Source organism: Micromonospora sp. DT229 (assembly GCF_049844505.1).
In the GTDB taxonomy this organism is placed as follows: domain Bacteria; phylum Actinomycetota; class Actinomycetes; order Mycobacteriales; family Micromonosporaceae; genus Micromonospora.
Genome location: NZ_JBNCLD010000005.1, coordinates 112,888 through 135,259, shown reverse-complemented (window position 1 = coordinate 135,259; position 22,372 = coordinate 112,888). Strand labels below are relative to the sequence as shown.

Genomic DNA, 22,372 nt, shown 5'->3' with positions numbered 1-22,372 from the left:
ACGGGTGGGGCCCGGCTTCCGCGGGGGGCCCCGCCCCCCCCCCCCCCCCTTCGGGGGGGGGTCTCCTTTCCTCTCCCCCGCCCGCCGGTTCGGTGTCTGTACTACAGAAGACCCAGTTCGCGGGCCGACCGGGTACGGCTGGCCATGGCGACGGTACGGGCGGATCGGGTTGCCTCAGTGCTCGTGGTGGTGCGACCGGCCTGAGGCCGGAGCATTCGAGCCCTCGACAGCGCTTCATGAAGTAGTTGCATCTCGGCGACTCCGGTCATCAGGGGCAGCATCGGATTCAGCTTTCTCTCGGCCGGTGCGACACCGGCGGGACGGGTTCGGATCGGGAACATCTCAGGCAGCCAGCCGGACGGCACTGCGCGAGGTGGCAAGGCCGTTGGCCGCCAGTCGCGCCTCGGCCTCGACCCGCAGTGCGGCGTCACGGGCGAGGTCCTCCTTGCGGGGGCGGCCCCGGGGCCGCTTGCGCGGAACGACCGCGCCACGCTCGAAGATCTCGCCACCCCAGACCCCCCAGGGCTCGGCGCGCTCGACCGCGCCGGCGAGGCACTCGACCCGCAGCGGGCAGTCCCCGCAGAGAGTCTTGGCCACGTCCAGGTCGGTAGGTGAGTCGGAGAACCACAGGTCGGGGTCGAACTTCCGGCAGGGCAGATTCGCCTCGGTCTCGACGTTCAGGTCGAGCGGGGCTAACGCCAGAGTCATCTCCCGGTCACCTCTCTCTCATCTCGATCTCGTGGATCGCTGGTCCGACGTACTTCGGCGGTGCAAAAAAAAACTGAGGCCGCGGATCCCGGTATGCGGGTTCCGCGGCCTCGAGGTGAGCCGGTGGTCTGTGATCAGACCGGTCTACCTCGAGGTGGAACACCGCGGACGTCCATCCGCTTGACGGCGCCATCGACGCCCTTGCCCGTGAAGCCACTGGTCCCCTGGATCGCATTCGCTGCTGGGGCGAGGATCAGCTCGGCCTGAACCTCGACCCGGTGCGCCTGCGGAGCCCACGGTCGCGCAGCGGCGACGGCGGCCCGATCGGCCGACATCGGAGCCACGGCAACGGTCAGGGCAGCAGACAACGGAGCGACGGCAACGGGCAGCGCCGTCGGACGCGTGTAGATGTAGCTCTCCATCGGTGCCACCTCCTTGACGTTCACTCGTGGTCGACTCGGACAATCCCCTGTTGAGCAGCCCGAACAGGGCCCCCCGCGAGGTGTGTCCTGAGGCTATGCCCGTCGACCGGGCGAGGGCAAACGAATTAACGGCCAGATTCAAAAAGTTTTCTGCGGGCAGATTTCGTCCACCGCCGCGCCCTTAACCAGGGCCAGCACAGCCTCTCCGTACAGGCCCAACTTGCGCGGACCGATGCCGGCGATGGCGACCAGATCCTCCGCGCGGCCCGGACGCCGTTCGGCGAGCGCGACCAGGGTGGCGTCGGTGAAGACGACATAGGCCGGCACCTTCTGGGTGTCCGCCACCCGGGACCGCCACTCGCGCAACCGCTCGTGCAACTCGTCGTCGATGTCGGAGGGGCAGGTCGCGCAGCGGCCGAGTTTGCGGTCCGGCCCGGCCAGCAGGGTCGTACCGCAGATCCGACAGGAAACGATCCGGGTGGCCGCCCGCCGGGGGGTGCCGGGGGCCGGGCGGGTGCCACCGGCCCGCTCCGCCGTACCGGAGGGGGACAGCTGGGGCAGGAAACGGCACGGCCGCCGGGCGCGACCACCCGGTGAGCGTGCCGAGGCGTACGACAGCCAGAGCCACTGACGGGCCCGGGTGATGCCGACGTAGAGCAGGCGGCGCTCCTCCTCCACCTGCTCGGCGGTGCGGGCGTACGTGGTGGGCAGGGTGCCTTCGGCCAGGCCGACCAGGAACACCGCCTCCCATTCCAGCCCCTTCGCCGAGTGCAGGGAGGCCAGGGTGACCCCCTCCACCGTCGGCGCGTGCTGCTGTGCCGCCCGCCGGTGCAACTCGTCGGTGAAATCGGCCAGGGTGACCGGACGCTCCACGGTGGCCGCAGCGCCCAGCGGCAGCAGTTGCGGGCTGGCCGCGTACTCCTCGGCGAGCGCGACCAGTGCGGCGAGCGCCTCCCAGCGTTCCCGGGCGGCCCCGCCCGGCGGAGGTGAGTCCGGCGCCCAGCCGACCGCGGCCAGCGCCTCGACCACGGCGGTGACCAGCGGGGTCTCCCCCGGGATGGACCGGGTGGCCGCCCGCATCGCCACCATGGCCTGGCGCACCTCGGGTCGCTCGAAGAACCGCTCGGCCCCCTGCACCACGTACGGCACCCCCGCCTCGGCGAGCGCCTTCTCGTACGCCTCGGACTGGGCGTTGGTGCGGAACAGCACGGCGATCTCGCGGGCCGCCGTCCCGGCGTCGACCAGGGCCCGGCAGCGCGCCGCGACCGCGTTGGCCTCCGCCGCCTCGTCGGTGAAGATCCGCAGCTCCGGTGCCGGGCCGGCGGGACGCTGGCCGACCAGTTCCAGCCGCAGCCGCGCCTCCGTGCCCCGCGCCTGCGAGATGACCGCGTTGGCCAGGCCGACCACCTGCGGGGTCGAACGGTAGTCGCGGACCAGCCGGACCACGGTCGCGCCGCGGTGCCGGCGTGGGAAGTCGACCAGGTACGACGAGGTCGCCCCCGTGAAGGAGTAGATCGTCTGGCTGGCGTCGCCGACCACGGTCAGGTCGTCCCGCCCGCCCAGCCAGGCCTCCAGCAGCCGCTGCTGCAAGGGGTTGACGTCCTGGTACTCGTCAACCACGAAGTGCCGGTACTGGTTGCGGACCTGCTCGGCGACGTCGGCGTGCTCCTCGATCCCCCAGACCGCGGCCCGCAGCACATCCTCGAAGTCGATCACCCCGGTGGTCCGCTTGAGTTTCTCGTACGCGGCGAAGACCTCGGCGACCTTGGTCGGTTCATGCGGGGTCTCGCGCAGCGCCTTGGCCGCGGCCACCACGTACTCCCCCGGCTCGACCAGGCAGGACTTGGCCCACTCGATCTCACCGGCCAGGTCGCGGGCGGCCGTGCGGTCGGTCCGCAGCCCGGCCCGGGCGGCGGCCAGGGTGACCAGCCGGACCTTGCTGTCCAGCAGTTCGGGCATGGCCCGCCCGCCCAGCAGCCGGGGCGCGAAGTAGCGCATCTGGCGCAGCGCGGCGGCGTGGAAGGTACGGGCCTGCACCCCGGCCACCCCCAACTGGGCCAGCCGGTGCCGCAACTCGGCGGCGGCCCGGGCGGTGAAGGTGACCGCGAGCACGTGCCGGGCGGATATCTCCCCGGTCAACGCCCGGTACGCGATCCGCGAGGTCACCGCCCGGGTCTTGCCGGTACCGGCGCCGGCGAGTACGCAGACCGGCCCGGCGGGGGCGGTCACCGCCGAGCGTTGCTCCGGGTCCAGGCCGGCGAGCACGCGTTCGGACGGGGAGTTGACCACCACAACGGGGAATTGTCTCAGCTGCCCCGGACGTTACTGCGGATAGCCCGAGCCCGGTCAGCGAACAGCCGGGCCCGACCAGGAGGATCTGATCATGCTGACGATGTACTCGACGCCCTGGTGCGGCTACTGCCACCGACTGAAGTCGCAGCTCGACCGGGAGGGAATCGCCTACCAGGTCATCGACATCGAGCAGGATCCGGCCGCCGCCGACTTCGTGATGAGCGTCAACGGCGGTAACCAGACCGTCCCCACCCTGCGTTTCGCCGACGGCAGCGCGCTGACCAACCCGACGATCGTCCAGGTCAAGCAGCACCTGGCCGGCATCGCCGCCTGACCGACGCCAGTGGCGGTCCACCCGGTGGGGTGGACCGCCACTGCTGTCAGTGCGAAGGATCAGAAGTCACACTGGTTCGGGAACGCGATGCAGGTGGTGATGGTGGCGCCACGGTTCGGGATCTGGCCGTACCGGTCGGCGTCCACGTTCTCCAGCGTGCCATCGCTCATCTTGTCGATGATGCCCCAGAGGGCGTTGACGTTCTGCTTGATGATGTAGCCGCTGCTCTTGTGGCCGATGCCGCCACGCGACTCGAAGAACATCGCGTTGCTGCGCCAGTTGGCGTACTCACCACGCGGGCCGGGGCCGTTGAGCATGGCGGCCGAGACGACGCCCTCCGGGATGTTGATGTACGGGTAGAGGGTCGTGGTGACCACGCCGCTCCGGTCAGCGGCGTCTGCGGCCGCGACGCCCATCCGGCGGACGGTGTCCCACTGGCTCTGGCTGAGCATGCCGGGGTCCAGCGAGATGCCCACCGAGAAGGTGGTCATCTCGTCGGTGCTGTCGCCGACGTAGTAGGTGCCCTGGTGGTGCAGGTCGATCATGTGGTGCGGCTTGAAGTCGGCCCAGGCGTACCAGAACTGCTGCGACTCGACGGCGCGGTACTGGGTGTAGTTGGTGAAGGTGCGCTCGGGCAGCGGGGCCTCGCCACGGCTGGCCCGGACGCTGTTGATCTGGTCGAAGATCTGCCGGTCGACGCCCCAGTCACGGTTGAGGTCGATGCGGTGGACGCTGTCCTGGCGGCGGTACTCCTCGAAACCATCCGGGTTGTAGATCGGGATGATCGCGAAGCTGATCTTCTCCAGCACCTCGCGGGCGTGCTTCCCGCCGGAGACCAGGGTCTTCAGGAAGTCCAACGAGGCTTCGGCGCCGTAGGGCTCGTTGCCGTGGATCCGGCCCTGGATCCAGACCCGGGTCTCACCGGTGCCGATGAAGGCGATCTCCAGCGGGCGGTCCCGGCCGCTGCGGCCGATCTCCTCGATCCGGAGGGCACCCTTGCTGCGGGCCGCCAGGGCGTGCATTTCGGCGGAGACCTCAGCGGCGCTGAGCTGCGAGGAGCGGTTGACGTTCTCCTGGCCCGGCGGGACGAACGGTCCGTTCGCGTTGGCCACCCCGGGCGCCACCATGGGGGCGAGGAGGAGCGCGGCGATCAGAGCCACATGGCGGCGGCGTGGTCTTGTCACAGTTGTGACATCCCTTCTGAGATGTGGTGCGGCAGCGCCAGCCAGACATCGTTGCGGCCCCCGTGCGCCGTACGCGCTCCGTGCTGGCCCGGCTGCGACCTTCCTCACCGGAAGGCGGTGCGGTGTGATCATTGAACGGGGGGCGTTTTCGCAGGTCAAGAGCCGATGTCAAGTTCCGTCGAATGTGCAGGTTGTGACGGGGAGCACTCGGCGGAAGTTCGGCGACTGGCGGACAGGCTTTCCGGTAGACCCGCTGGAAGGCGGAGAAATGATCAGATCACCGGCTTGGGTCGGGGTTGCGACGCAATGACGGGGTCCACGGTTCGTGGTCAGCGCCGTACCGCCGGAAGGGACGCCGTGCCGTCGGGGGTACGGCGGGACGCCGTGCCGTCGGGGGCGGGGCGGGGCGGGGCGCCGGGATCCGGGGGCGCGCCGACGGCCCGGCCGGTGGGCTGAGCCGGCGCCCACCCCAGAGGTAGCCGGCGGCCAGCAGGGTGGCCAGCCCGATCAGGACGAACACCAGCCGATAGTCGAGCACCCCGACGAGCAGAGCCCCTGCACCGATGGAGAGCGCCTGCGGGACCCTGACCGCCGCCTCCGCGGCGGCGGCCACCCGACCGAGCACCTCGGCCGGGGTGCGTCGCTGGACGAGGGTGTGCAGGCCGACCAGGGTCAGCGGCAGGGACACCCCGGCCAGCAGCACGGCGGCGAAGCCGAGCCAGAGGTTCGGGTACCCCAACGCCAGCGCGGCCGGTCCGAAGAAGGCGACACCGGCGGCGAGGGTGCCCAGCTCGCCGACCCGACGCAGCACGGCGGCCGAGACCAGGCCGCCGACCAGGCCGCCGATGCCCTGCACGGTGACCAGTACCCCGACGAACGCCGCGTCCCGGCCCAACCCCTGATCGACGTACGCGAAGATGAGGGACTCGGTGAAGCCCATCACCAGCGAGGCGAGCCCGTAGCCGAGCAGGGCCCGCCGAATCGCCGGCTCCTCGACGAGGTGGCGCAGACCGGCCACGAGCTGCACCCGCCAGCGCCGCGCAAGCGCATCCTCCTCGGTGGGCCGGGTGCCCGACTGGGCGGGGCGCAGTCCGGCCACCACCGCGGCGGCGGTCAGGAACCCGGCCATGCCGACGGCGGCGAGTACCCCTCCACCCAGCAGGGCGTAGAGCCCGGCACCGGCCAACGGGCCGATCAGCCGCAGGCCCTGGCGTACGGTCTGGAGCACCCCGTTGGCCTCGCCGAGCAGGTCGGCCGGGACGAGTTCGCAGACCAGTCGACTGAGTACCGCCCCGATGGTGAGGTTGGACAGGCCGTAGAGCGCGGCCACCCCGTAGATGATCCACATGTCTCCCGCGTCGCGTACCGCCAGCAGCGGGGTCAGCAGCAGGGCGGTGATCAGGTTGGTGACCACGAAGACCCGCCGCCGGGGGTATCTGTCGACGAGCCAGCCGACCAGCGGCGCCAACACCCGCGGGGCGATGATCACGAAGAGGGTGGCGCCGGCCAGGGCGTCCGAACCGGTCAGATCTTTGACCCAGATGGCGAGTGCCAGCAGCAGCATCGACTCGGCGGTCAGGCTGGCCAGCAGGCCGCCGAAGAGCAGGCGGAAGTCCGGTCGGCTCAGGACGGTACGCATGAATCCCTCCGCAGGTCAGGTGACGGGCGCGACAGCGGCCCACCACCGAAGCACCGCCCGCAGGTCGCGGTGGGCCCCTCCGGTGTCGGGTCTGCGCAATTCTGGAGACACGCCCTCCGCCGGAACCTCCGGCACCGGCCGCGACGTCCATACTGACCGTGGGGGGCGAATTTCATACAGTTACCGTCGCGTCTGCGGCGGTCGACGGAAAAGAGGACACCGTGCCTCCTGCCTCACCTGGCCCGATCCTGCGCCGCCGTCGGCTCGGTCTTGAGCTGCGCCGACTGCGCGAAGCCGCCGGTCTGACCGGAGACCAGGTCATCGAGCACATCGGTTGGGCCTCCGCGTCGAAGTTGTCCCGCCTGGAGAACGGACGCAGTAGGCCGGATCCGCAGGATGTTCGTGACCTGCTCGACCTCTACCGCGTCGATGAGACGCTACGGGCGGAACTGCTCGGCATCACCCAGGAAGCCGGTGACATCCGGGGCTGGTTGAAGAATTTTCCGGCGATGACGCAGCAGCAGCGCAACTTCGCCGAGTTGGAGGCGGGCTGCGCCGAGATCTCCGAGTACAACCCGGTCCTGGTGCCGGGGTTGTTGCAGACCACCGGGTACGCCCGGATGCGCATCTCCTCGGCCTGGGAGGTGGACCAGGAGGCCGGCGATCCGGAGGCCGGCGAGGACATCGACACCGAGATCAAGGCACGGCTGGCACGACAGTCCCTGCTCACCCGGGAGTTCGACGCCCCCCGCTACACAGCCGTGCTGGAGGAGTCCGCACTGGGCCACCGGGCCGGTCCGCCCGAGGTGCTGCGGGAGCAGTTGGCGCAGTTGTGCGAGTTGGCCGCCCGACCGAACGTCACCCTGCACGTGCTGCTGCGCGACACACCGATCGGCCAGTGGTACCTGCCGCCGACGGCCTTCTCCCTCTACCGCTTCGCCGACCCGCTGGATCCGGAGACCCTGGCCATCGAAGGTGGCTTCACCGATGTCATGTCGACCGAGGTAATCGCCCTAAATCGCTATAAAGTGGTGTTCAAGTGGTTATGCGCGGCGGCGCTCTCCGCACCGGACACTCTTTCCTGGCTGACCGAGTCGGCGGAACGGCTGTCCGGGACGGCGGCTCCGTCCACCGCGGCGGGTGGTTCGGCAATGGCGCCGGCCCAGCGCCGCAGCTCCACCGGGCGCCTGACGGAACGATGACCGACACCGGACACCGCCGGCAGGCGCCAGGCCACTCGTCGGTGTCGATTCAGCTCAGGAGCACAACGATGAACGAAATCCGCAAGACCTCCGTCCTCGCCCAACTCGCCGACGCCCCCTGGCGCACCAGCACCCGAAGCCAGACCTCCAACTGCGTCGAGGTCGCACCGCTGGGCCACGGTCCCGCAGCGGTGGCACTGCGGGACAGCAAGGACCCCGAGGGCCCGGTGCTGTTGTTCAACCGGGCCGGCTGGCTGGGCTTCATCTCCGGCACCAAGAACGGGCAGTTCGATCTGGACTGACCGGGCACGCCTTGGCGGGACCACCGGCACGGTGCCGGTGGTCCCGTTCGTCGTCCGGGCCCGACACCCCCGCTGAGCAGGGATCGGATGATCGGATGAGACCGCAGTCAATTCGAGCGTTTCACTTGCTGAGACACCACACGGGCGTACGATGGCCGATGTAGTGACGTGGAACTTCCACCATTCCACCCGTCGCGACCATCCGGAGACCCACATGCGGTTCCTGATCGTTCGCACCAGCATTCGCGCCGCCGCCGACGCCGACATCACGGCCGCCTGGGCCGGAGGCCGTCGGCTGCGGGACGAGACCACCCGACCCGAGCCCCGCCGTCAGGTCGTACACGCCGAAGACCGGGACGCCGCCTTCATACTGGCCCGCGCCTTCGCCACGGTCGGTGCGGTACGCGCCGGCAAACAACGGATCAAGGTGCTGCCCCTGGACGATCCGGGACCCCAGCGGGCCCGGCCGCAGGGGTCCGACACCTGACACCCCACACCCGTCCGTCGTGGTCGACCGGCTCCCCCGCCGTGTTCCTCACCAGCCGACCACGGCGGCCCGTGTCCCCGACCCGTGGGCCGTCGCGGCAACGACGGTCCCGGGTCGGGGCCGCACGGCCACGCTCAGGTCACCCGCGCCGGTCGCCCCAGGTGTGCCGCCTCAGCAATGGCCGTCGAACCAGCGATGGATCAGGAACAGGGCGATCGAGGAGGGTGGCGGCAGTCGCAACTCGGCGCCGCCCACATCGACCGGCCGACCGGCCAGGGCCGCACCGATCTCCTGCCGGGAGAACCAGCGGGCCTGGGCGATCTCGGTGGGGTCGACCCGTACCGGGTGCGCCGGGTCCGCAGCCGCCAGGAAGCCGAGCATCAACGAGCCCGGAAACGGCCATGCCTGACTGGTCACGTACCTGACGTCAGTGACCGGTACCCCGACCTCCTCGTGGACCTCCCGCAGCACGGTCGCCTCGGCGGACTCACCGGGCTCCACATAACCGGCCAGGCAGGAGAAGCGGCGCTGCCCCGGAGTGCTCGGCCAGCTGACATTGTTGCCGAGCAGGCACCGCCCCTCGACACCCGCTACCCCGTCGTGCACCAGGACGATCATCGCCGGGTCGGTACGGGGCCACACCCGCTCGCCCCGGCTGTCCACCCGAGACCAACCCCCCTCGGCCGTCCGGGTGGGCTCGCCGGTGACCGGGTGGTACAGGTGGCGCAGATGCCAGTTGGTCAGCGCCAAGGCGGTGGTGAACAGGCCGGCGTCCCGGTCGCCGAGCAGGTGACCGATCTGCCGCAGGTTGGCCGCCCGGGTGTTCGGCACGGCCGGCAACTCGGTGTGCACGCAGAACACCGGCACCCCGTCCGGCTCCACCCCGAGGAACATCGCCTCGGCGGCGAGTTGCGGCGCCAACTCGTCGGCCTCGGCCAGGACCAGGGTCGGCTGGGGGGTGTCGGTGCGTACCAGGGCCCGACCGCCGGCCTGGACATCCAACCTCAGCACCCGGGCCCCGGCCCAGGCACCGGCCAGCCAGTCGGGGTCGGCCCGCCGGTGGGCCGCCCGATCCAGGGTGGAACGGGCCAACGGCGGAGCGAGGGTACCGTCCGCCAGGAGACCCAGCACCGCGCCACCCCATCCGGCGCTGCCGTCCGAGCCCAGGGACTCCCGCAGGGTCATGCCGGCACCGGCGCGGTCTCGACCGGGGTCAGGGTGCCCAGCGATTCCGCGATCCGTTCGGCGTCGCCGAGCACCACGGTCACCGCCCGCGCCGGAGCCAGGTAACGGGCCGCCGCCGCGGCGACGTCCTCGGCGCTGGTCTTGGCCAGTCGGGCCGCGTGCTCGGCCAGGAAGTCCAGCCGCAGCCCGCTGCTCGCGTAGGCGCTGATTATGGAGGCCAGCCCCGCCTGGGTGGACACCCCCAGCTGGAGGGTGCCCAGGGCGTACTGCCGGGCCTGTTCCAGCTCGTCCGCGCTGGGCGGCACGGTGGCGAGGCGACCCAGCTCGTACTGGGTCTCCAGCAGCGCCGGGGCGGTCACCTCGGTGGCCACCTCGGCGGCGGCCACCAGCAGCGAGCCGGCCACGGAATGCTCCACGGACGAGTGCGGCCCGTAGGTGTAGCCCTTGTCCTCCCGGATGTTCTCCACCCAACGGGAGGAGAAGTAGCCGCCGAAGATCAGGTTGGCCAGCTGAAGTGCGGCATGGTCGGGATGGGTACGGGGCACCGCCGGCAACGCCATCCGCAGGGACGACTGCACCGAGCCCGGCCGGTCGACCAGCAGCAACGGACCGGGCACCAGCGGTGGGGCGGGGGGCGGCGCGGCGGAGTGCCCCGCACCGGACCAGCCGCCGAGGGCCTTCTCGGCCGCGTCCAGGGCCCGTTCCGGCCGGACGTCGCCGACCAGCACGAGTACCGCACCGGCCGGATGCACCCGCTGGGCGTGCAGCGTACGCAGCGCCGCCGGCCGCACCGCCCGGACCTGCTCCGGCTCCGGGGTCTGCACGGCGTACGGATGCCGGCCGTAGAGCCGCTTGAGCAGCGCGGTGTGGACCAGGTGGCCCGGCTGACTGCGGGCGACCTGAATGCCGTCGACCAGGCGGTCCCGTTCGGTGGCCACCCACTCGGCCGGGTAGCTGGCGCCGGTGAGCACCTCGGCGAGGATCTCCAACAGCCGATCCAGACCGGTGGCCAGGCCGTTGCCGGAGAGCATCAGCCGATCCGGGTCCAGCCCGGCGGAGAGACCGCCCCCGATCTTCTGCAGCTCGGCGGCGATCTGCACGCTGCTCATCGTCTCCGTACCGGACAGCAGCGTGGCGGCGAGCATCTGCCCCCGGGCCAGGTGGGCCCGACTGAAGGGCATCCACAGCCGCAGTTCGACAAGCGGCACGGCCGTCCGGCGTACGGCGATCACGGTCAGCCCGTTGTCGAGCGTCCGCTCGGCCTGGCTCGGCAGTTTGAGCCGACGGGTCGGACCGAGCGGCGGCAGGGCCCTCACACTCAACGGGCTGTCTCCTTCGTCTGGGTACCGCCGGGAATGACCTCGATGGAGGCGCGGCGCTCCGGCCGCAGGGTGGCGGCGGCGGCGCGGACCTGCTCCTCGGTGACCGCCCCGACCAGTCGGGGCAACTCGTTGAGCAGTCCCGGCTCGCCGCGTTGCTGTTCCAGCACCGCCATCCGCAAGGCGCGGCCGAGCACGGCGTCGGTGTCGCGCAGCAGGTGGGTGGCCATCCTGGCCTGGGTACGGGTCAGTTCCCCCTCGGTCAGCCCGTCGGTGGCCAGCCGGTCCAACTCCTCGTCGACCGTGCGCAGCACCTTGTCCACGTCCCCGCCGGGCGGCAGGTGCGCCTGCAACAGCAGGGCGGTGGGGTCGCGTACGTCGAAGGGGTCTCCCATGAAGCCCACGTAGCCGCCGACGCTGGTCACCGTGCGGTCGCGCTGGACCAGTCGCTCGACCAGCCGGGAGGCATCGCCGTCGGTGAGCACCTCGGCCAGCACCACGTACGGCAGGTAGGCGGCGAAGTCACCGATCGGGTCGGGCACCCGCCACCCCGAGGCCACCGCCGGCAGGGGCGCCAACCGGTCGGTGTGGGCGGTGCGCCGCTCCGCGGTCAGGTCCGGCTCGGCGAAGTCCGGGCGATCCGGTGCCGGGCGGGCCGGCACGTCACCGAAGTGTCGCTCGACGAGGGTGGTCGCCTCGGCCACGTCGATGTCGCCGCTGACCACCAGCACCGCGTTGCCGCTGGCGTAGTAGCGCCGGAAGAAGTCGGCGGCGTCGTCGACCGTGGCCGACTCCAGGTCGACGAAGGAGCCGTAGCCGTCGTGCGCGTTGGGGAAGGTGTCGAACATGACCGGCGGCAGGGTCAACCACGGGAACCCACCGTAGGGCCGGTTGAGCACGTTGACCCGGATCTCCTCCTTGACCACGTCGACCTGGTTGCGCAGGTTCTCCTCGGTGAGCCGAGGACCCCGCATCCGGTCGGCCTCCAGGAAGAGGGCCCGTTCCAGCGCGTTGCTGGGCAGGGTCTCGTAGTAGTCGGTGTAGTCCAGGTGGGTGGAGCCGTTGAACGTGCCACCGGCGCCCTGCACGTGCCGGAAGTGCGCCAGCTTCTCCAGATTCTCCGAACCCTGGAACATCAGGTGTTCGAAGAGGTGGGCGAAGCCGGTGCGGCCCTCGGGCTCGGACCGGATGCCCACGTCGTAGACGACCGCCACCCCGATGACCGGGGCACTGCGATCCGGGGTCAGGACCACCCGCAGGCCGTTGTCGAGGGTGAAGCGCTCGACCGGATACCTCGTCGCTGGAATTTTCGCTTTGCGCGTCGGCACGGATCCGACCCTAACGTCTCGACGCCCCGATGCGTGAGCATCCGTGCGCCGCTGATGCGACCGTGGGTTCAGCCGGCCGTGCTGCCGACCGGCTCGGGGACCGCCGGCGGACCTTGAAGATCCACCAGGCTGGAGGGCGCGGACCCGCCCGGCATGACCGGCCAGGGGGTGAAGGCCGCCGCCATGGCGAGCAGCAGTCCGACCACCGCCATCGCCACCACCAGCAGTAACTCGCGTACAGCCGCCGAGCCCCCCATGGTCCTGCCTCCCCCGTGCCGCCTGACGCCTGCCCCCGGCCCTGACGCCTGCCCCCCGGCCAGCGTCACCCGGCCCGTTGATGCTGGCAGCCATCCCCCCGACCCGCAACGACTGATTCCCGACTCAGGATGTGGTGTCGTGGGCCGAATGTGCGAACGGTCGGGTCACCGCCGGCCAGACATTCACCGGAAGTGACCCGACCGTTGCGGTCAGGCAGTGTCGCCCTGGATCAGACCGGGCGGATGTTCTCCGCCTGCGGGCCCTTCTGGCCCTGGACGACCTCGAACTCGACCCGCTGGTTCTCGTCCAGGCTCCGGTAACCGGAGGACTGGATCGCCGAGAAGTGAGCGAAGACGTCAGCGCCGCCGCCGTCCGGGGTGATGAAACCGAAGCCCTTGTCAGCGTTGAACCACTTGACGGTGCCAATAGCCATACTTGTTACGTCTCCTTGACGGAACGTCGACCCCGCACCAGTTGCGGGATCGGAGAGAGGAGTGAACCGAGCGGACCTGCTCGGAACACCTGTCGCTTCTGGTCGCCCCGCCCGGAGAACTCCGGACACAACAAAGTGCGCCTGGGGTCACATATCCGCCAGGCGCACACAGAGCTGGTAACCAAAGCTGCAACGCCAGACACTCTACTCACTGATCCGGCTCAGCGCCAGTGTCGGCTCCGGGTGACTGCGGGACCGAGGTGATCAACTCGGTGAGGCCGTCGAGGTCGAGCAGGTCAGTCGGCCGGACGGTGACCCCCTCCCGCACGTAGTGGAAGGCCGCACCGACCCGGTCCAGGGCGATCCCGGCCAGCTCCGCCCAGGCCAGTCGGTAGACCGCCAACTGCACGGCGGCCACCTCGGCGGCCACGCCGGTCGGGCGGGCCCCGGTCTTCCAGTCGACCACGTCGAAGCGGTCCCCCGGGCGTCGGAACACCGCATCCATCCGGCCCCGCACCACCACCCCGCCGATCACGGTGGCGAAGGGCACCTCGACCTCGACCGGGGTCCGGTCGGCCCACTCGCTGGCCAGGAAACGACGCTGAAGCTCGGCCAGGGCCTCGTCCGGCGCGGCGTCCTCGTCGGCCGCCCCGGGCAACTCGTCGGTGTCCAGTAGCCGGTCCGCCCCGAACCGCTGCTCCAACCAGGCGTGGAAGGCGGTGCCCCGGCGGGCGTACGGGTTCGGCTCGGCGGGCAACGGGCGGCGCAGCGTACGGGCCAGGGCCGCCGGATCCCGGCGCAGATTGACCAACTGGGTCACCGACAGGTGAGCGGGCAGCGCCACCTCGATCGGGCCGGACAGGCGGCTCAGCTCCGCCCGCTCGGCCAGCAGCAGGTCGGCCTCCCGCCGCCACCTGGTCACCTCCGGATCCGAGGCGGCGGAGACGTCCGGCCCGGCCGGGTCCACCCCCTCGGTGAGGAACCGGCGTACCAGCACGGCCGCCTCGGTCAACGCCGGTCGGCGTACCCCCAGGGGGTCCGCCGGCCACTCGGCGCGCAGCACCACCTCGGTCGTCGGGTTGACCGCGTCCGGGGTCGGCTCCGGGGTCCACTCGTCGACCAGGTGACCGGCCCCGGCCGCCAGGCAGGCGTCGTGAATCTCGCGCAGCAGCGCCGAGGGTCCGCGCGGGCGCTTGGTGCCCTCCCCCCACCAGTGGCCCGAGCAGAGCAACAGTCGACGCGGGCGGGTCACCGCCACGTACGCCAGCCGTCGTTCCTCCCGCTCGTCGTGGGCCCGCCAGTCGTCCGTGAAGTCCGCCACCGCGCGGGCCACCGCGCGCTGGTCGGCGGCCTCGGCCAGAGCCAGTGCGGGCAGTCCCTCCGCGTCGCCCCGCAGCGGGAAGGGCAGCACCCCCAGCCCGCCCAGCCAGTGATCGGAACTGCGGACCGGACCCGGCCACACTCCCCTGCTCAGCCCGGCCACCGCCACGACGTCCCACTCCAGCCCCTTGGCCGCGTGGGCGGTGAGGATCTGCACCGCCCCCTCGACCACCTCCACCTCACCGGGAGCCAGACCGCGCTCCTCGTCCTCGGCGGCGGCCAGATAGGCCAGGAAACCGGCGAGGGTGGCCCCCGGGGTCTCCCCGCTGAACCGGGCGGCCACATCACCCAGGGCGTCCAGGTGGGCGCGGGCCAGCCCGGCGTCGCCGGCGCCCTCCCCGCCGGCCCGTACCGCCACCTCCACGTCCAGGCCGGTGGTCCGCTCGATGTCCGCGATCAACTCCGGCAGGGACTGGTCCAGCCGGTAACGGAGCAACCCCAACTCCCGGGCGTACGCGCGCAGCCGGGCATACCCCTCGGCCGAGTACGCCTGCGCCGGGCCGAGGTCGGCCAGCGCCTCCACCAGGGTCGCCTCGTCCAGGCGGTCCGGGACGATCTCGGGGTCGCCGTCGTCGGCCAGTTGGCGGCGGGCGGCGGCGATGGCCTTGGCCCGGCGGTGCAGGGCGACCAGATCCCGGGGCCCGATCCGCCACCGGGCCCCGGTCAACAGGCGCAACAGGGCGGCACCGTCGGTCGGGTCGGCCAGCACACGCAGCGTACAAACGACGTCACGGACCTCCGGGGTGTCCAGCAGGCCGCCGAGCCCGACCACCTCGACCGGCAGCCCACGCTCGCGCAACGCGGCGGCGATCGCCGGGATCTGACTGCGCAGCCGGACCAGCACCGCCGTGGTCGGGCGGGCGGTCACCGGGATCTGCTCGGGCAACGCCCGCGGCATCCGGGCGGCCCCCTGCCACGCCGCCAGCAGACTGTCCGCGATCCAGTCGGCCTCCTCGGCGTACGTCGACAGCAGCGCGCAGTGCACCGTGCCGGCGGCGGCCCCGCGCGGACTGCGGTGGGCGATGGGCTCGTCGACACTGAGCGCGGCGTGCAGTTCGGGCACCCGGGCACCGGCGGCCCGCAAGGGAGTGGCCAGGGCGTTGGCCACCGCCAGGATCTCCGGACGGTTACGCCAACTGGTGGTCAACCCCAGCACCCGGGCCGGGCTGCCGTCACTCCGCGCGAAGTCGGCCGGGAAGCGGTCCAGGGTGCCGGCGCTGGCCCCCCGCCAGCCGTAGATGGACTGGCAGGGGTCCCCCACGGCGGTCACCGGATGCCCGCCGCCGAACAGCGCCCGCAGCAGCACCACCTGGGCGTGGCTGGTGTCCTGGTACTCGTCGAGCAGCACCACCCGATAGCGGTCCCGTTCGATCTCGCCGACGCCCGGATGGTCCCGGGCCACCCGGGCGGCCCGGGCCAACTGGTCGGCGAAGTCCATCGCCTCGAAGTCGGCCTTGCGCCGGGCGTAGGCGCGCACCAGCGGCAGCAGCTTCAGCCGGGTCTGCTGCAGGGTCAGCGCCTTGCGTACGTCGGCGTAGATCCGGCCCGGCCGCGACTGCACCTCGGCGAAGAACCGGCCTGTCCAGGCGGCCAGGTCCTCCGGCTCGACCAGGTGCTCGTCCAACTCGCCGGCCAGGGCCAGCACGGCGTCGGTCACCGTGCTCGGCATCCGATCCACCTCGGACATGTCGCCGTCGTAGTTGCGCACGATGAGATCCACCAACTGCCACCGCGAGGCCTCGGTGAGCAGCCGGGTGGAGGGCTCGTACCCGGCCCGCAGGCCGTGCTCGGTGACGATCCGACCGGCGTACGAGTGGTAGGTGGCCACGGTCGGCTCCCCGGCCAGGGGGTCGTCGAGGGGGTCCCGTCCGCGCCGACCGAGCCGGCGGACCAACTGGTCCAGCCGGGTACGCACCCGGTGAGCCAGCTCACCGGCGGCCTTGCGGGTGAAGGTGAGACCGAGCACCTGCTCCGGCCGCACGTACGAGTTGGCCACCAGCCACACCACCCGGGCGGCCATGGTCTCGGTCTTGCCCGAGCCGGCGCCCGCCACCACCAGCAGCGGCTCCACCGGCGCGGCGATGATCGCCGCCTGTTCCCGGGTGGGTGCCGGCAGCCGGAGCAGCTTGGCCAGCTCCACCGGGGTGTACCGGGGACCGGAGTCGGCCGACCGGGGAGCCGGTGCCCCGGGACCGAACAGGGTGGGCTGGATCAGGCTGCCTGCTTCGCCGGCTGGCACGCTCACTCCTCGCCCTCGGGACGACGCACGGTCGGCGGCTCGACCACCTGCCGGCCCTGCCCGGAGACCGGGCAACTGGTGCGCACCGGGCAGACCCGACACTTCGAGTTGGCGACCGCGGCGAAGGTGGACGCGGCCATCGTATCGGCGGTACGGCGGACCAGGGCGGTGGCCCAGCCGGCCTCCGGGCCGTCCGTGGCCGGTGGCTGCGCCTGCTCCCGGGCATCCCGGGTACCGGTGCCCAGTTGCACCAGGGCCGCCCCGCCCGGCTCGTCGCCGAACTCGGCGAAGGCCCCCGCCTCCACCGCCGCCTGGTACGCGCCGAGCTGCGGATGCTCGCTCACCTCGCGTTCGGTGACGGTGGTCGACTTGCCGGTCTTGAGGTCGATCACCACCAGCCGTCCGGCCTCGTCCACCTCCAGCCGATCGACCCGGCCGACCAGCTCGACCGGCCGCTGCGGATCGTCCAAGCGGACCGCGAACTCGTGCTCGATGGCGAGCAGCCGACGCGGATTGGCGGCCAGCCACCGCAGCAACTTGTCGACCATCGCCTCGGCACGGGCCCGCTCCGGCCCCACCATCCAGCGGGCCGCCAACTCGATCGCGTCGAACCGGGCGGCGACGTAGTCCAGCAGGGCGCTCCGGTCGGCCCGGGCGTCCTCGGCCAGCATCGCCGCCGCGTGCACCAGGTTGCCCACCCCCTGCGCGGCACTGGCCGGGGAGCTGCCGCCGTGCCGTTCCAGCAGCCAGCGCAGGCTGCACCGCAGCGCGCTCTCCATCCCCGAGGGCGTGACCCGGACCGGCTCCCCCTCGTCGGCCAACGGCCGATCGTCGGACAGGGAGCGCAGCCCCCACCAGTCGTCGGGATGCGCCCCGGACACCCCGGCGGCACCCAGCCGGGCCAGCTCGGCCGCCGCCGCCCGCCGCCGGGCCACCGGCGCGGCCGGATCGACCAGCGCGGTACGCAACTCCGCCACCAGCGCGGGCAGGGTGAGCGCCCGGGGCGGCCGGCTGACCGGCAAGGTACGCGGCCCCGCCCCCTCGACCTCAGCCACCACCGGCTCCGAGCGCCCAGGTCCTGGCTCCCCACCTGAGTGCCCGGGTCCCGACTCTCCGTCCGTGGGTCCGGGTCCCGGCTCCCGGCCCGCAGGCCCGGGTCCTGGCTCTCCGCCCGAGGGTCCGGGTCCTTGTTCCCCACCCGAGGGTCCAGGCTCCCCGCTTGACGGGCCGGATTCGCCGTCAGGGGCCGGATCGTCGCCGGGGCCGAGTTCGTAGAGGAAACGGCTGGGTTGTTCGTCGTGGTCGTCGCCACCGACCGAGGCCGAGGCGACCGCGCTGACCAGCAACCGGCGTCGGGCCCGGGTCACCGCGACATGGAACAGCCGCCGCTCCTCGTCCAGCAGGGCGGAGGTCTGCCCGACCAGGGTGGCCACCGTGCCCGCGCCATCGGCCCGGCCGGCCAACACGTCCACCAGTCGTTCCGAGCCGAGCAGGCTGCCGCGCAGCCGCAGGTCCGGCCAGACCCCTTCCTGCACCCCGGCGACAGCCACCAGGTCCCACTCCAGCCCCTTGGCGGCGTGCGCGGTGAGCAGCCGGACCGCGTCGCCCCGGTCGGCGGTCGGCGCCAGGGTGTCGGCGGGTAGCTCCTGCCCGAGCACATGGTCGAGGAAGACCTCGGTACGTGCGCCGGGCAGCCGGTCGGTGAACCGGGCCGCGGCGTCGAAGAGAACCATCACCGCGTCCAGGTCACGGTCGGCCGCCTCGGCCCGACGGCGCCGGGCCAGATCCCCTTCACCGCTGACCGCCGGCCCCCGGGTCAGCGCCGCCGACCACAACTCGGCCAGGCCACTGGCCCGCCACACCGCCCAGAGCACCTCCTCGACGGTGGCCCCCGGCCGCGCGGCCGTCTCCCGGGCCACCGCCAGCAGCCCGGCCACCGTCTGCGCCGGCTCGGCCCAACGTCGCTCGACACCGGCCAACTCGGCTGGATCACGCAACGCCTCGACGATCAACTCCCCGGAGGGTCGGCGGTCACCGGCGGCCAGGGCCAAGGCCCGCAGGCCCTGCCGCAACCGCCGCTCGGCCAGCGGATCGGCGCCCCCCAACGGCGAGTGCAGCAGCGCGACCGCGGCCTCCTCGTCGAGTCGTTCCGGCTCCAACGCGCAGCGCAGCAGCAACAACAACGGGGCCACCGCCGGTTGCAGGTGCAGGGGCAGGTCCTCGCCGTGCACCACGGTCGGTACCCCGGCCGCGTGCAGGGCCCGGCGCAGGGTGGGCAACTGTCGGCCGGTGGACCGCACCAGCACCGCCATCCGCGCCCAGGGCAGCCCGCCGAGCAGGTGCGCCTCGCGCAGCGCGTGCGCCAACCAGGCCGCCTCACTGGTGGCCGACCGGAAGGTGCGGATCTCCACCCTGCCCGGCGGGGTACTCGGCACCGGCTGCATCCGGCGATGCGCCGCCGGACCCCGTAGCCGCCGGGCCAGTCGGGCGGAGGCGGCCAGCAGTCGCTGCCCGCTGCGGTAGTTGGTGGTCAGCAGCACCTGCCCGGCCGGCGCACCGGAGGCGGTCCGGAACCGGTGCGCGAACCTCGTCACCCCGGTCGGGTCGGCACCCCGGAAGGCGTACGTGGAGGAGTCCGGGTCCGCGAAGGCGACCAGGGGCAGGCCGCCTCCGGCCACCGTCTCCAGCAGGTCGAGCTGGGCGGGGTCGGTGTCGGCCAACTCATCGACATAGACGTACGACAGCCGACGCCGCTCGGCGGCCAGCAGCTCCGGGTCGTCCCGCAGCATCCCGGTGGCCGCCCGGACCAACTCGGCCGGGTCGTACGCGACCGAGCCCCGGTTGGCCACGTCCCGCAGGGCCAGCACGGCGACGTACTCACGGAGGAACCGGGCGGCGGCCGGCCAGTCCGCCCGCCCCAACTTCTCGCCGAGCCGGGCCAGCTCCACCGGGCCCACCCCCCGCTCGGCCGCGCGCATCAGCAGGTCACGAAGCTGGGCGGCGAAGGCACGGGTACGCAGGGCCGGACGCAGATCCTCCGGCCAGCCGACCGGATCGTCGCCGGGCTCCTCGCCGACCACGTCCAGCAGTTCCCGGATGATCAGATCCTGCTCCGGCCCGGTCAGCAACCGAGGCGAGGGCTCACCCCGCTCGGCCGCCGCCCGGCGCAACAACCCGAAGGCGTACGCCGGGAAGGTCCGCACCAGCGGCTCGCGCAGCACCCGCTGCCCGTCGGCGGCGATCCGCGCCTCGATGCGGTGTCGCAGGTCGGCGGCGCCCCGCCGGCTGAAGGTGAGGACCAGGATCCGCTCCGGGTCCACCCCCTCGGCGACCCGGCCGGCGACCGCCTCGACCAGGGTGCTGGTCTTCCCGGTGCCCGGCCCACCGAGCACCAGCAGCGGCCCGTCGGTGTGCGCCACCACCTCCGCCTGCCCGGCGTCCCGCACCCGCCCCGCCCCAGCGGGCACCACCCGCTCCAGGCCGACGGGCGCCACCCGCTCTTGGTTGGTAGGCACCCGCCCTTCCGGGTCGGTGGGCGCTGACGGACTCGGGTCGGCGACCGCCGGATCCTGCGCCGGGGAGTGCCCGTGCGCCGGCCCGTCTCCCTCGGTCGGCCCCACGGGCCGACGCACCAGCCGGTACGCCTGCATCCCGACATCCCATCACGGGCCTGCGACACCCCTCACCGCGCCACACCCTCCGAGAGTCCTCGCCCACGCCGCCCGCGAGAGTCCTCGCCCACGCCGAACCCCGACAGCAGCCGCCGCCCCTAGGACCGTGGGCGCCTCGACTACCCCGTCCCCACAGCGCAGGCCCTCGTCGGTCGTTCTGTCCCACTCAAGGTCGTGCTCGATCCTGGATCGAGTGCCTATCAGCACGCTCATAGCCACTCGATCCCAGATCGAGCGCGATCTTGCTTCCGTAACCCAGGGCAAGGAGCAGCCGGGTGGGGTCAGGTTAGGCGGGATTCGAGGGCGTCCAGGGCGGCGGGGACGGTGTCGACGAAGTGCAGCAGGTTGAGGCCGCCGGGCTTGAGGAAGCTCTGGGCGGTCAGGTCGCGCAGCCACCCCAACAGAGGGCTGTAGAAGCCGTCCGTGTCGACCAGCACCATCGGCTTCTGGTGCAGGGCCAGGGTGGCCGTGGTCCAGACCTCGAAAAGCTCGTCGAGGGTGCCCAACCCGCCCGGCAGGGTGAGGAAGGCGTCCGACTTCTCGATCATCACGATCTTCCGGCTGGCCATCGAGTCGGTGACCACCAGCTCGTCGGAGTCCAGGTCGGCGACCTCCAGGTCGACCAGCGCCTGGGGGATCACCCCGATGGTCCGGCCACCCGCCGATCGGGCACCGTCGACGAGGGCGCCCATCATCCCCACGCAGCCGCCGCCGCTGACCAGGGTGTGCCCACGTCGGGCGATCTCCACCCCGGTGGCGGTGGCCAGGTCCAGCCAGCGTTGGTCGAGGGTACGGGAGGAGGCACAGAAAACGCAGATAGCGGCCACTCGTTCAGTGCTCCGACCCGGTGGCGGCCGCCTGCTGGTCGGCGGCGGCACGCGCCACGGATTCCTCGCGTACGGCCTCCTGCTCCGTGCTGAGCGCGGCCTCGGCCTCCACGATGTGCCGCACCGCCGCAGCCACGTCGTCGGTGACACAGATCAGGTCGAGGTCGACCGGGCCGATCTTGCCCTCCGCGGCCATGGTGTCGCGCAGCCAGTCCAGCAGTCCCTGCCAGTACGCGGTGCCCATCAGCACCACCGGGAACCGGGTGACCTTGCCGGTCTGCACCAGGGTGAGCGCCTCGAACAGCTCGTCCAGGGTGCCGAAGCCGCCGGGCAGCACCACGAACGCCTGGGCGTACTTGACGAACATGGTCTTGCGGGCGAAGAAGTAGCGGAAGTCGATCGCCAGGTCGACCCACTCGTTGATGCCCTGCTCGAAGGGCAGCTCGATGCCGAGGCCCACGGAGCGTCCGCCGGCCTCGCTGGCCCCCCGGTTGGCCGCCTCCATCACCCCCGGACCACCACCGGTGATCACCGCGTATCCGGCCCGGGCCAGCGCGGCGCCGAGCGCCTCCGCCAGCTGGCACTCCGGGCTGTCCTGCTTGCTGCGGGCCGAGCCGAAGACGCTGACCGCCGGCGGCAGGTCGGCGAGAGTGTCGAAGCCCTCGACGAACTCGGAGAGGATGCGCAGCGCCCGCCAGGAGTCCCTGGTCCGCCAGTCGGCTCGTGCCCGCGAATCCAGCAGCCCCTGGTCGGCGGTGCTGTTGGGAATCGTCTGCCGGCGCATCGTCACGGCGCCGCGATGCCGCTCCCGTCCCGGGTCGCGCATGTTGCTCTGCTCCATGGGAGCAACCGTAGTGGAGCAGCGCCGCGGAACCCGGCAAACACTTCGTGATCTTGTGCAACCAAATCGCGTTGCCAGACGTCTTACTATTCACATACCGGGTATGCCCCGGCGCGCGGCTTCCGGAGAGGAGACAACGCGTGATCATGAGCAACGAACGACTGCGACTCCGGCGACAGATGCAGCGGCGCATCCGCGACGTGGTGGCCGAGCGCCGCCGCGCCCGCCTGCTCGAAAAGGCTCCCGAGCCGGTCGCCGAACCCACCGCCGACTCCCGACTCACCGTCGCCTGACCGGACGGCCACCGGCCGTCCGGTCAGG

At 72.0% G+C, this 22,372-nt stretch carries 19 protein-coding genes; 5 read left to right on the top strand and 14 right to left on the bottom strand.

Annotated elements, in window-relative coordinates:
• Positions 1 to 342: 342 nt before the first annotated feature.
• From ACLQ2T_RS09985 to ACLQ2T_RS09975, 3 genes are all read right to left on the bottom strand, one after another.
• Positions 343 to 708 carry a WhiB family transcriptional regulator gene (locus ACLQ2T_RS09985; RefSeq protein WP_327024199.1) on the bottom strand — a complete coding sequence of 122 codons (366 nt, stop codon included), beginning with the start codon at positions 706 to 708 and terminating at the stop codon, positions 343 to 345.
• Between the two features lie 134 nt (positions 709 to 842).
• Entirely contained in the window at positions 843 to 1,130 is a 288-nt protein-coding gene (locus tag ACLQ2T_RS09980; protein ID WP_425765710.1) for a hypothetical protein, read from the bottom strand.
• A gap of 138 nt (positions 1,131 to 1,268) precedes the next feature.
• Positions 1,269 to 3,422, bottom strand: coding sequence for an ATP-dependent DNA helicase UvrD2 (locus tag ACLQ2T_RS09975; protein WP_425765709.1), 2,154 nt, complete (start codon positions 3,420 to 3,422; stop codon positions 1,269 to 1,271).
• Positions 3,423 to 3,513: 91 nt separating this feature from the next.
• Between ACLQ2T_RS09975 and ACLQ2T_RS09970 the strand changes: the two genes are divergently transcribed.
• The gene (locus ACLQ2T_RS09970) at positions 3,514 to 3,756 is read left to right on the top strand and encodes a mycoredoxin (RefSeq protein ID WP_425765708.1); all 243 of its coding nucleotides are present in this window, start codon (positions 3,514 to 3,516) and stop codon (positions 3,754 to 3,756) included.
• Positions 3,757 to 3,815: 59 nt separating this feature from the next.
• Here ACLQ2T_RS09970 and ACLQ2T_RS09965 read toward each other — a convergent pair whose 3' ends face one another.
• Both ACLQ2T_RS09965 and ACLQ2T_RS09960 read right to left on the bottom strand, forming a co-directional pair.
• Positions 3,816 to 4,940, bottom strand: coding sequence for a M14 family zinc carboxypeptidase (locus ACLQ2T_RS09965; protein ID WP_425765707.1), 1,125 nt, complete (start codon positions 4,938 to 4,940; stop codon positions 3,816 to 3,818).
• A gap of 277 nt (positions 4,941 to 5,217) precedes the next feature.
• Positions 5,218 to 6,579 (bottom strand): MFS transporter, encoded by a 1,362-nt coding sequence (locus ACLQ2T_RS09960; RefSeq protein ID WP_425765706.1) that lies wholly within the window; start codon positions 6,577 to 6,579, stop codon positions 5,218 to 5,220.
• A 221-nt stretch (positions 6,580 to 6,800) separates the two neighbouring features.
• Here ACLQ2T_RS09960 and ACLQ2T_RS09955 point away from each other — a divergent pair, with 221 nt between their 5' ends.
• The 3 genes from ACLQ2T_RS09955 to ACLQ2T_RS09945 all read left to right on the top strand — a co-directional run bounded on the left by ACLQ2T_RS09955 (position 6,801) and on the right by ACLQ2T_RS09945 (position 8,570).
• Positions 6,801 to 7,781 carry a helix-turn-helix domain-containing protein gene (locus ACLQ2T_RS09955; RefSeq protein WP_425765705.1) on the top strand — a complete coding sequence of 327 codons (981 nt, stop codon included), beginning with the start codon at positions 6,801 to 6,803 and terminating at the stop codon, positions 7,779 to 7,781.
• A 68-nt stretch (positions 7,782 to 7,849) separates the two neighbouring features.
• Complete coding sequence (locus ACLQ2T_RS09950; RefSeq protein WP_327024191.1) at positions 7,850 to 8,083, top strand: DUF397 domain-containing protein; 234 nt, start codon at positions 7,850 to 7,852, stop codon at positions 8,081 to 8,083.
• A gap of 214 nt (positions 8,084 to 8,297) precedes the next feature.
• Entirely contained in the window at positions 8,298 to 8,570 is a 273-nt protein-coding gene (locus ACLQ2T_RS09945) for a hypothetical protein (protein ID WP_425765921.1), read from the top strand.
• Between the two features lie 171 nt (positions 8,571 to 8,741).
• Here ACLQ2T_RS09945 and nudC read toward each other — a convergent pair whose 3' ends face one another.
• From nudC to ACLQ2T_RS09900, 9 genes are all read right to left on the bottom strand, one after another.
• Positions 8,742 to 9,689, bottom strand: a complete 948-nt coding sequence (gene nudC / locus ACLQ2T_RS09940; RefSeq protein WP_425765920.1) for an NAD(+) diphosphatase — start codon at positions 9,687 to 9,689, stop codon at positions 8,742 to 8,744.
• Between the two features lie 62 nt (positions 9,690 to 9,751).
• On the bottom strand, positions 9,752 to 11,077 hold the full coding sequence (locus tag ACLQ2T_RS09935) for a M16 family metallopeptidase (RefSeq protein WP_425765704.1): 1,326 nt from the start codon (positions 11,075 to 11,077) through the stop codon (positions 9,752 to 9,754).
• Positions 11,074 to 12,402, bottom strand: a complete 1,329-nt coding sequence (locus tag ACLQ2T_RS09930; protein WP_425765703.1) for a M16 family metallopeptidase — start codon at positions 12,400 to 12,402, stop codon at positions 11,074 to 11,076. The genes ACLQ2T_RS09935 and ACLQ2T_RS09930 overlap by 4 nt, the downstream gene beginning before the upstream one ends.
• Before the next feature lie 68 nt (positions 12,403 to 12,470).
• The gene (locus ACLQ2T_RS09925) at positions 12,471 to 12,659 is read right to left on the bottom strand and encodes a hypothetical protein (RefSeq protein WP_425765702.1); all 189 of its coding nucleotides are present in this window, start codon (positions 12,657 to 12,659) and stop codon (positions 12,471 to 12,473) included.
• A 230-nt stretch (positions 12,660 to 12,889) separates the two neighbouring features.
• Complete coding sequence (locus ACLQ2T_RS09920) at positions 12,890 to 13,093, bottom strand: cold-shock protein (protein ID WP_092378207.1); 204 nt, start codon at positions 13,091 to 13,093, stop codon at positions 12,890 to 12,892.
• Between the two features lie 208 nt (positions 13,094 to 13,301).
• Positions 13,302 to 16,688 carry an ATP-dependent helicase gene (locus ACLQ2T_RS09915; protein ID WP_425765919.1) on the bottom strand — a complete coding sequence of 1,129 codons (3,387 nt, stop codon included), beginning with the start codon at positions 16,686 to 16,688 and terminating at the stop codon, positions 13,302 to 13,304.
• Positions 16,689 to 16,714: 26 nt separating this feature from the next.
• Entirely contained in the window at positions 16,715 to 20,362 is a 3,648-nt protein-coding gene (locus tag ACLQ2T_RS09910) for an ATP-dependent helicase (RefSeq protein WP_425765701.1), read from the bottom strand.
• 302 nt (positions 20,363 to 20,664) lie between these two features.
• The gene (locus ACLQ2T_RS09905) at positions 20,665 to 21,210 is read right to left on the bottom strand and encodes a TIGR00730 family Rossman fold protein (protein ID WP_425765700.1); all 546 of its coding nucleotides are present in this window, start codon (positions 21,208 to 21,210) and stop codon (positions 20,665 to 20,667) included.
• Between the two features lie 4 nt (positions 21,211 to 21,214).
• Positions 21,215 to 22,051 (bottom strand): TIGR00730 family Rossman fold protein, encoded by an 837-nt coding sequence (locus ACLQ2T_RS09900; RefSeq protein WP_425765699.1) that lies wholly within the window; start codon positions 22,049 to 22,051, stop codon positions 21,215 to 21,217.
• A gap of 146 nt (positions 22,052 to 22,197) precedes the next feature.
• Between ACLQ2T_RS09900 and ACLQ2T_RS09895 the strand changes: the two genes are divergently transcribed.
• Entirely contained in the window at positions 22,198 to 22,344 is a 147-nt protein-coding gene (locus tag ACLQ2T_RS09895; RefSeq protein ID WP_327024183.1) for a hypothetical protein, read from the top strand.
• Positions 22,345 to 22,372 lie beyond the last annotated feature (28 nt).

Excerpts from the sequence above, each read along its gene's own strand:
- ACLQ2T_RS09985 (WP_327024199.1), bottom strand. The coding sequence starts at position 708 with ATGACTCTGGCGTTAGCCCCGCTCGACCTGAACGTCGAGACCGAGGCG.
- ACLQ2T_RS09980 (WP_425765710.1), bottom strand. The coding sequence starts at position 1,130 with ATGGAGAGCTACATCTACACGCGTCCGACGGCGCTGCCCGTTGCCGTC.
- ACLQ2T_RS09970 (WP_425765708.1), top strand. The coding sequence starts at position 3,514 with ATGCTGACGATGTACTCGACGCCCTGGTGCGGCTACTGCCACCGACTG.
- ACLQ2T_RS09960 (WP_425765706.1), bottom strand. The coding sequence starts at position 6,579 with ATGCGTACCGTCCTGAGCCGACCGGACTTCCGCCTGCTCTTCGGCGGC.
- ACLQ2T_RS09950 (WP_327024191.1), top strand. The coding sequence starts at position 7,850 with ATGAACGAAATCCGCAAGACCTCCGTCCTCGCCCAACTCGCCGACGCC.
- ACLQ2T_RS09945 (WP_425765921.1), top strand. The coding sequence starts at position 8,298 with ATGCGGTTCCTGATCGTTCGCACCAGCATTCGCGCCGCCGCCGACGCC.
- ACLQ2T_RS09925 (WP_425765702.1), bottom strand. The coding sequence starts at position 12,659 with ATGGGGGGCTCGGCGGCTGTACGCGAGTTACTGCTGGTGGTGGCGATG.
- ACLQ2T_RS09920 (WP_092378207.1), bottom strand. The coding sequence starts at position 13,093 with ATGGCTATTGGCACCGTCAAGTGGTTCAACGCTGACAAGGGCTTCGGT.
- ACLQ2T_RS09910 (WP_425765701.1), bottom strand. The coding sequence starts at position 20,362 with ATGCAGGCGTACCGGCTGGTGCGTCGGCCCGTGGGGCCGACCGAGGGA.
- ACLQ2T_RS09900 (WP_425765699.1), bottom strand. The coding sequence starts at position 22,051 with ATGGAGCAGAGCAACATGCGCGACCCGGGACGGGAGCGGCATCGCGGC.
- ACLQ2T_RS09895 (WP_327024183.1), top strand. The coding sequence starts at position 22,198 with ATGAGCAACGAACGACTGCGACTCCGGCGACAGATGCAGCGGCGCATC.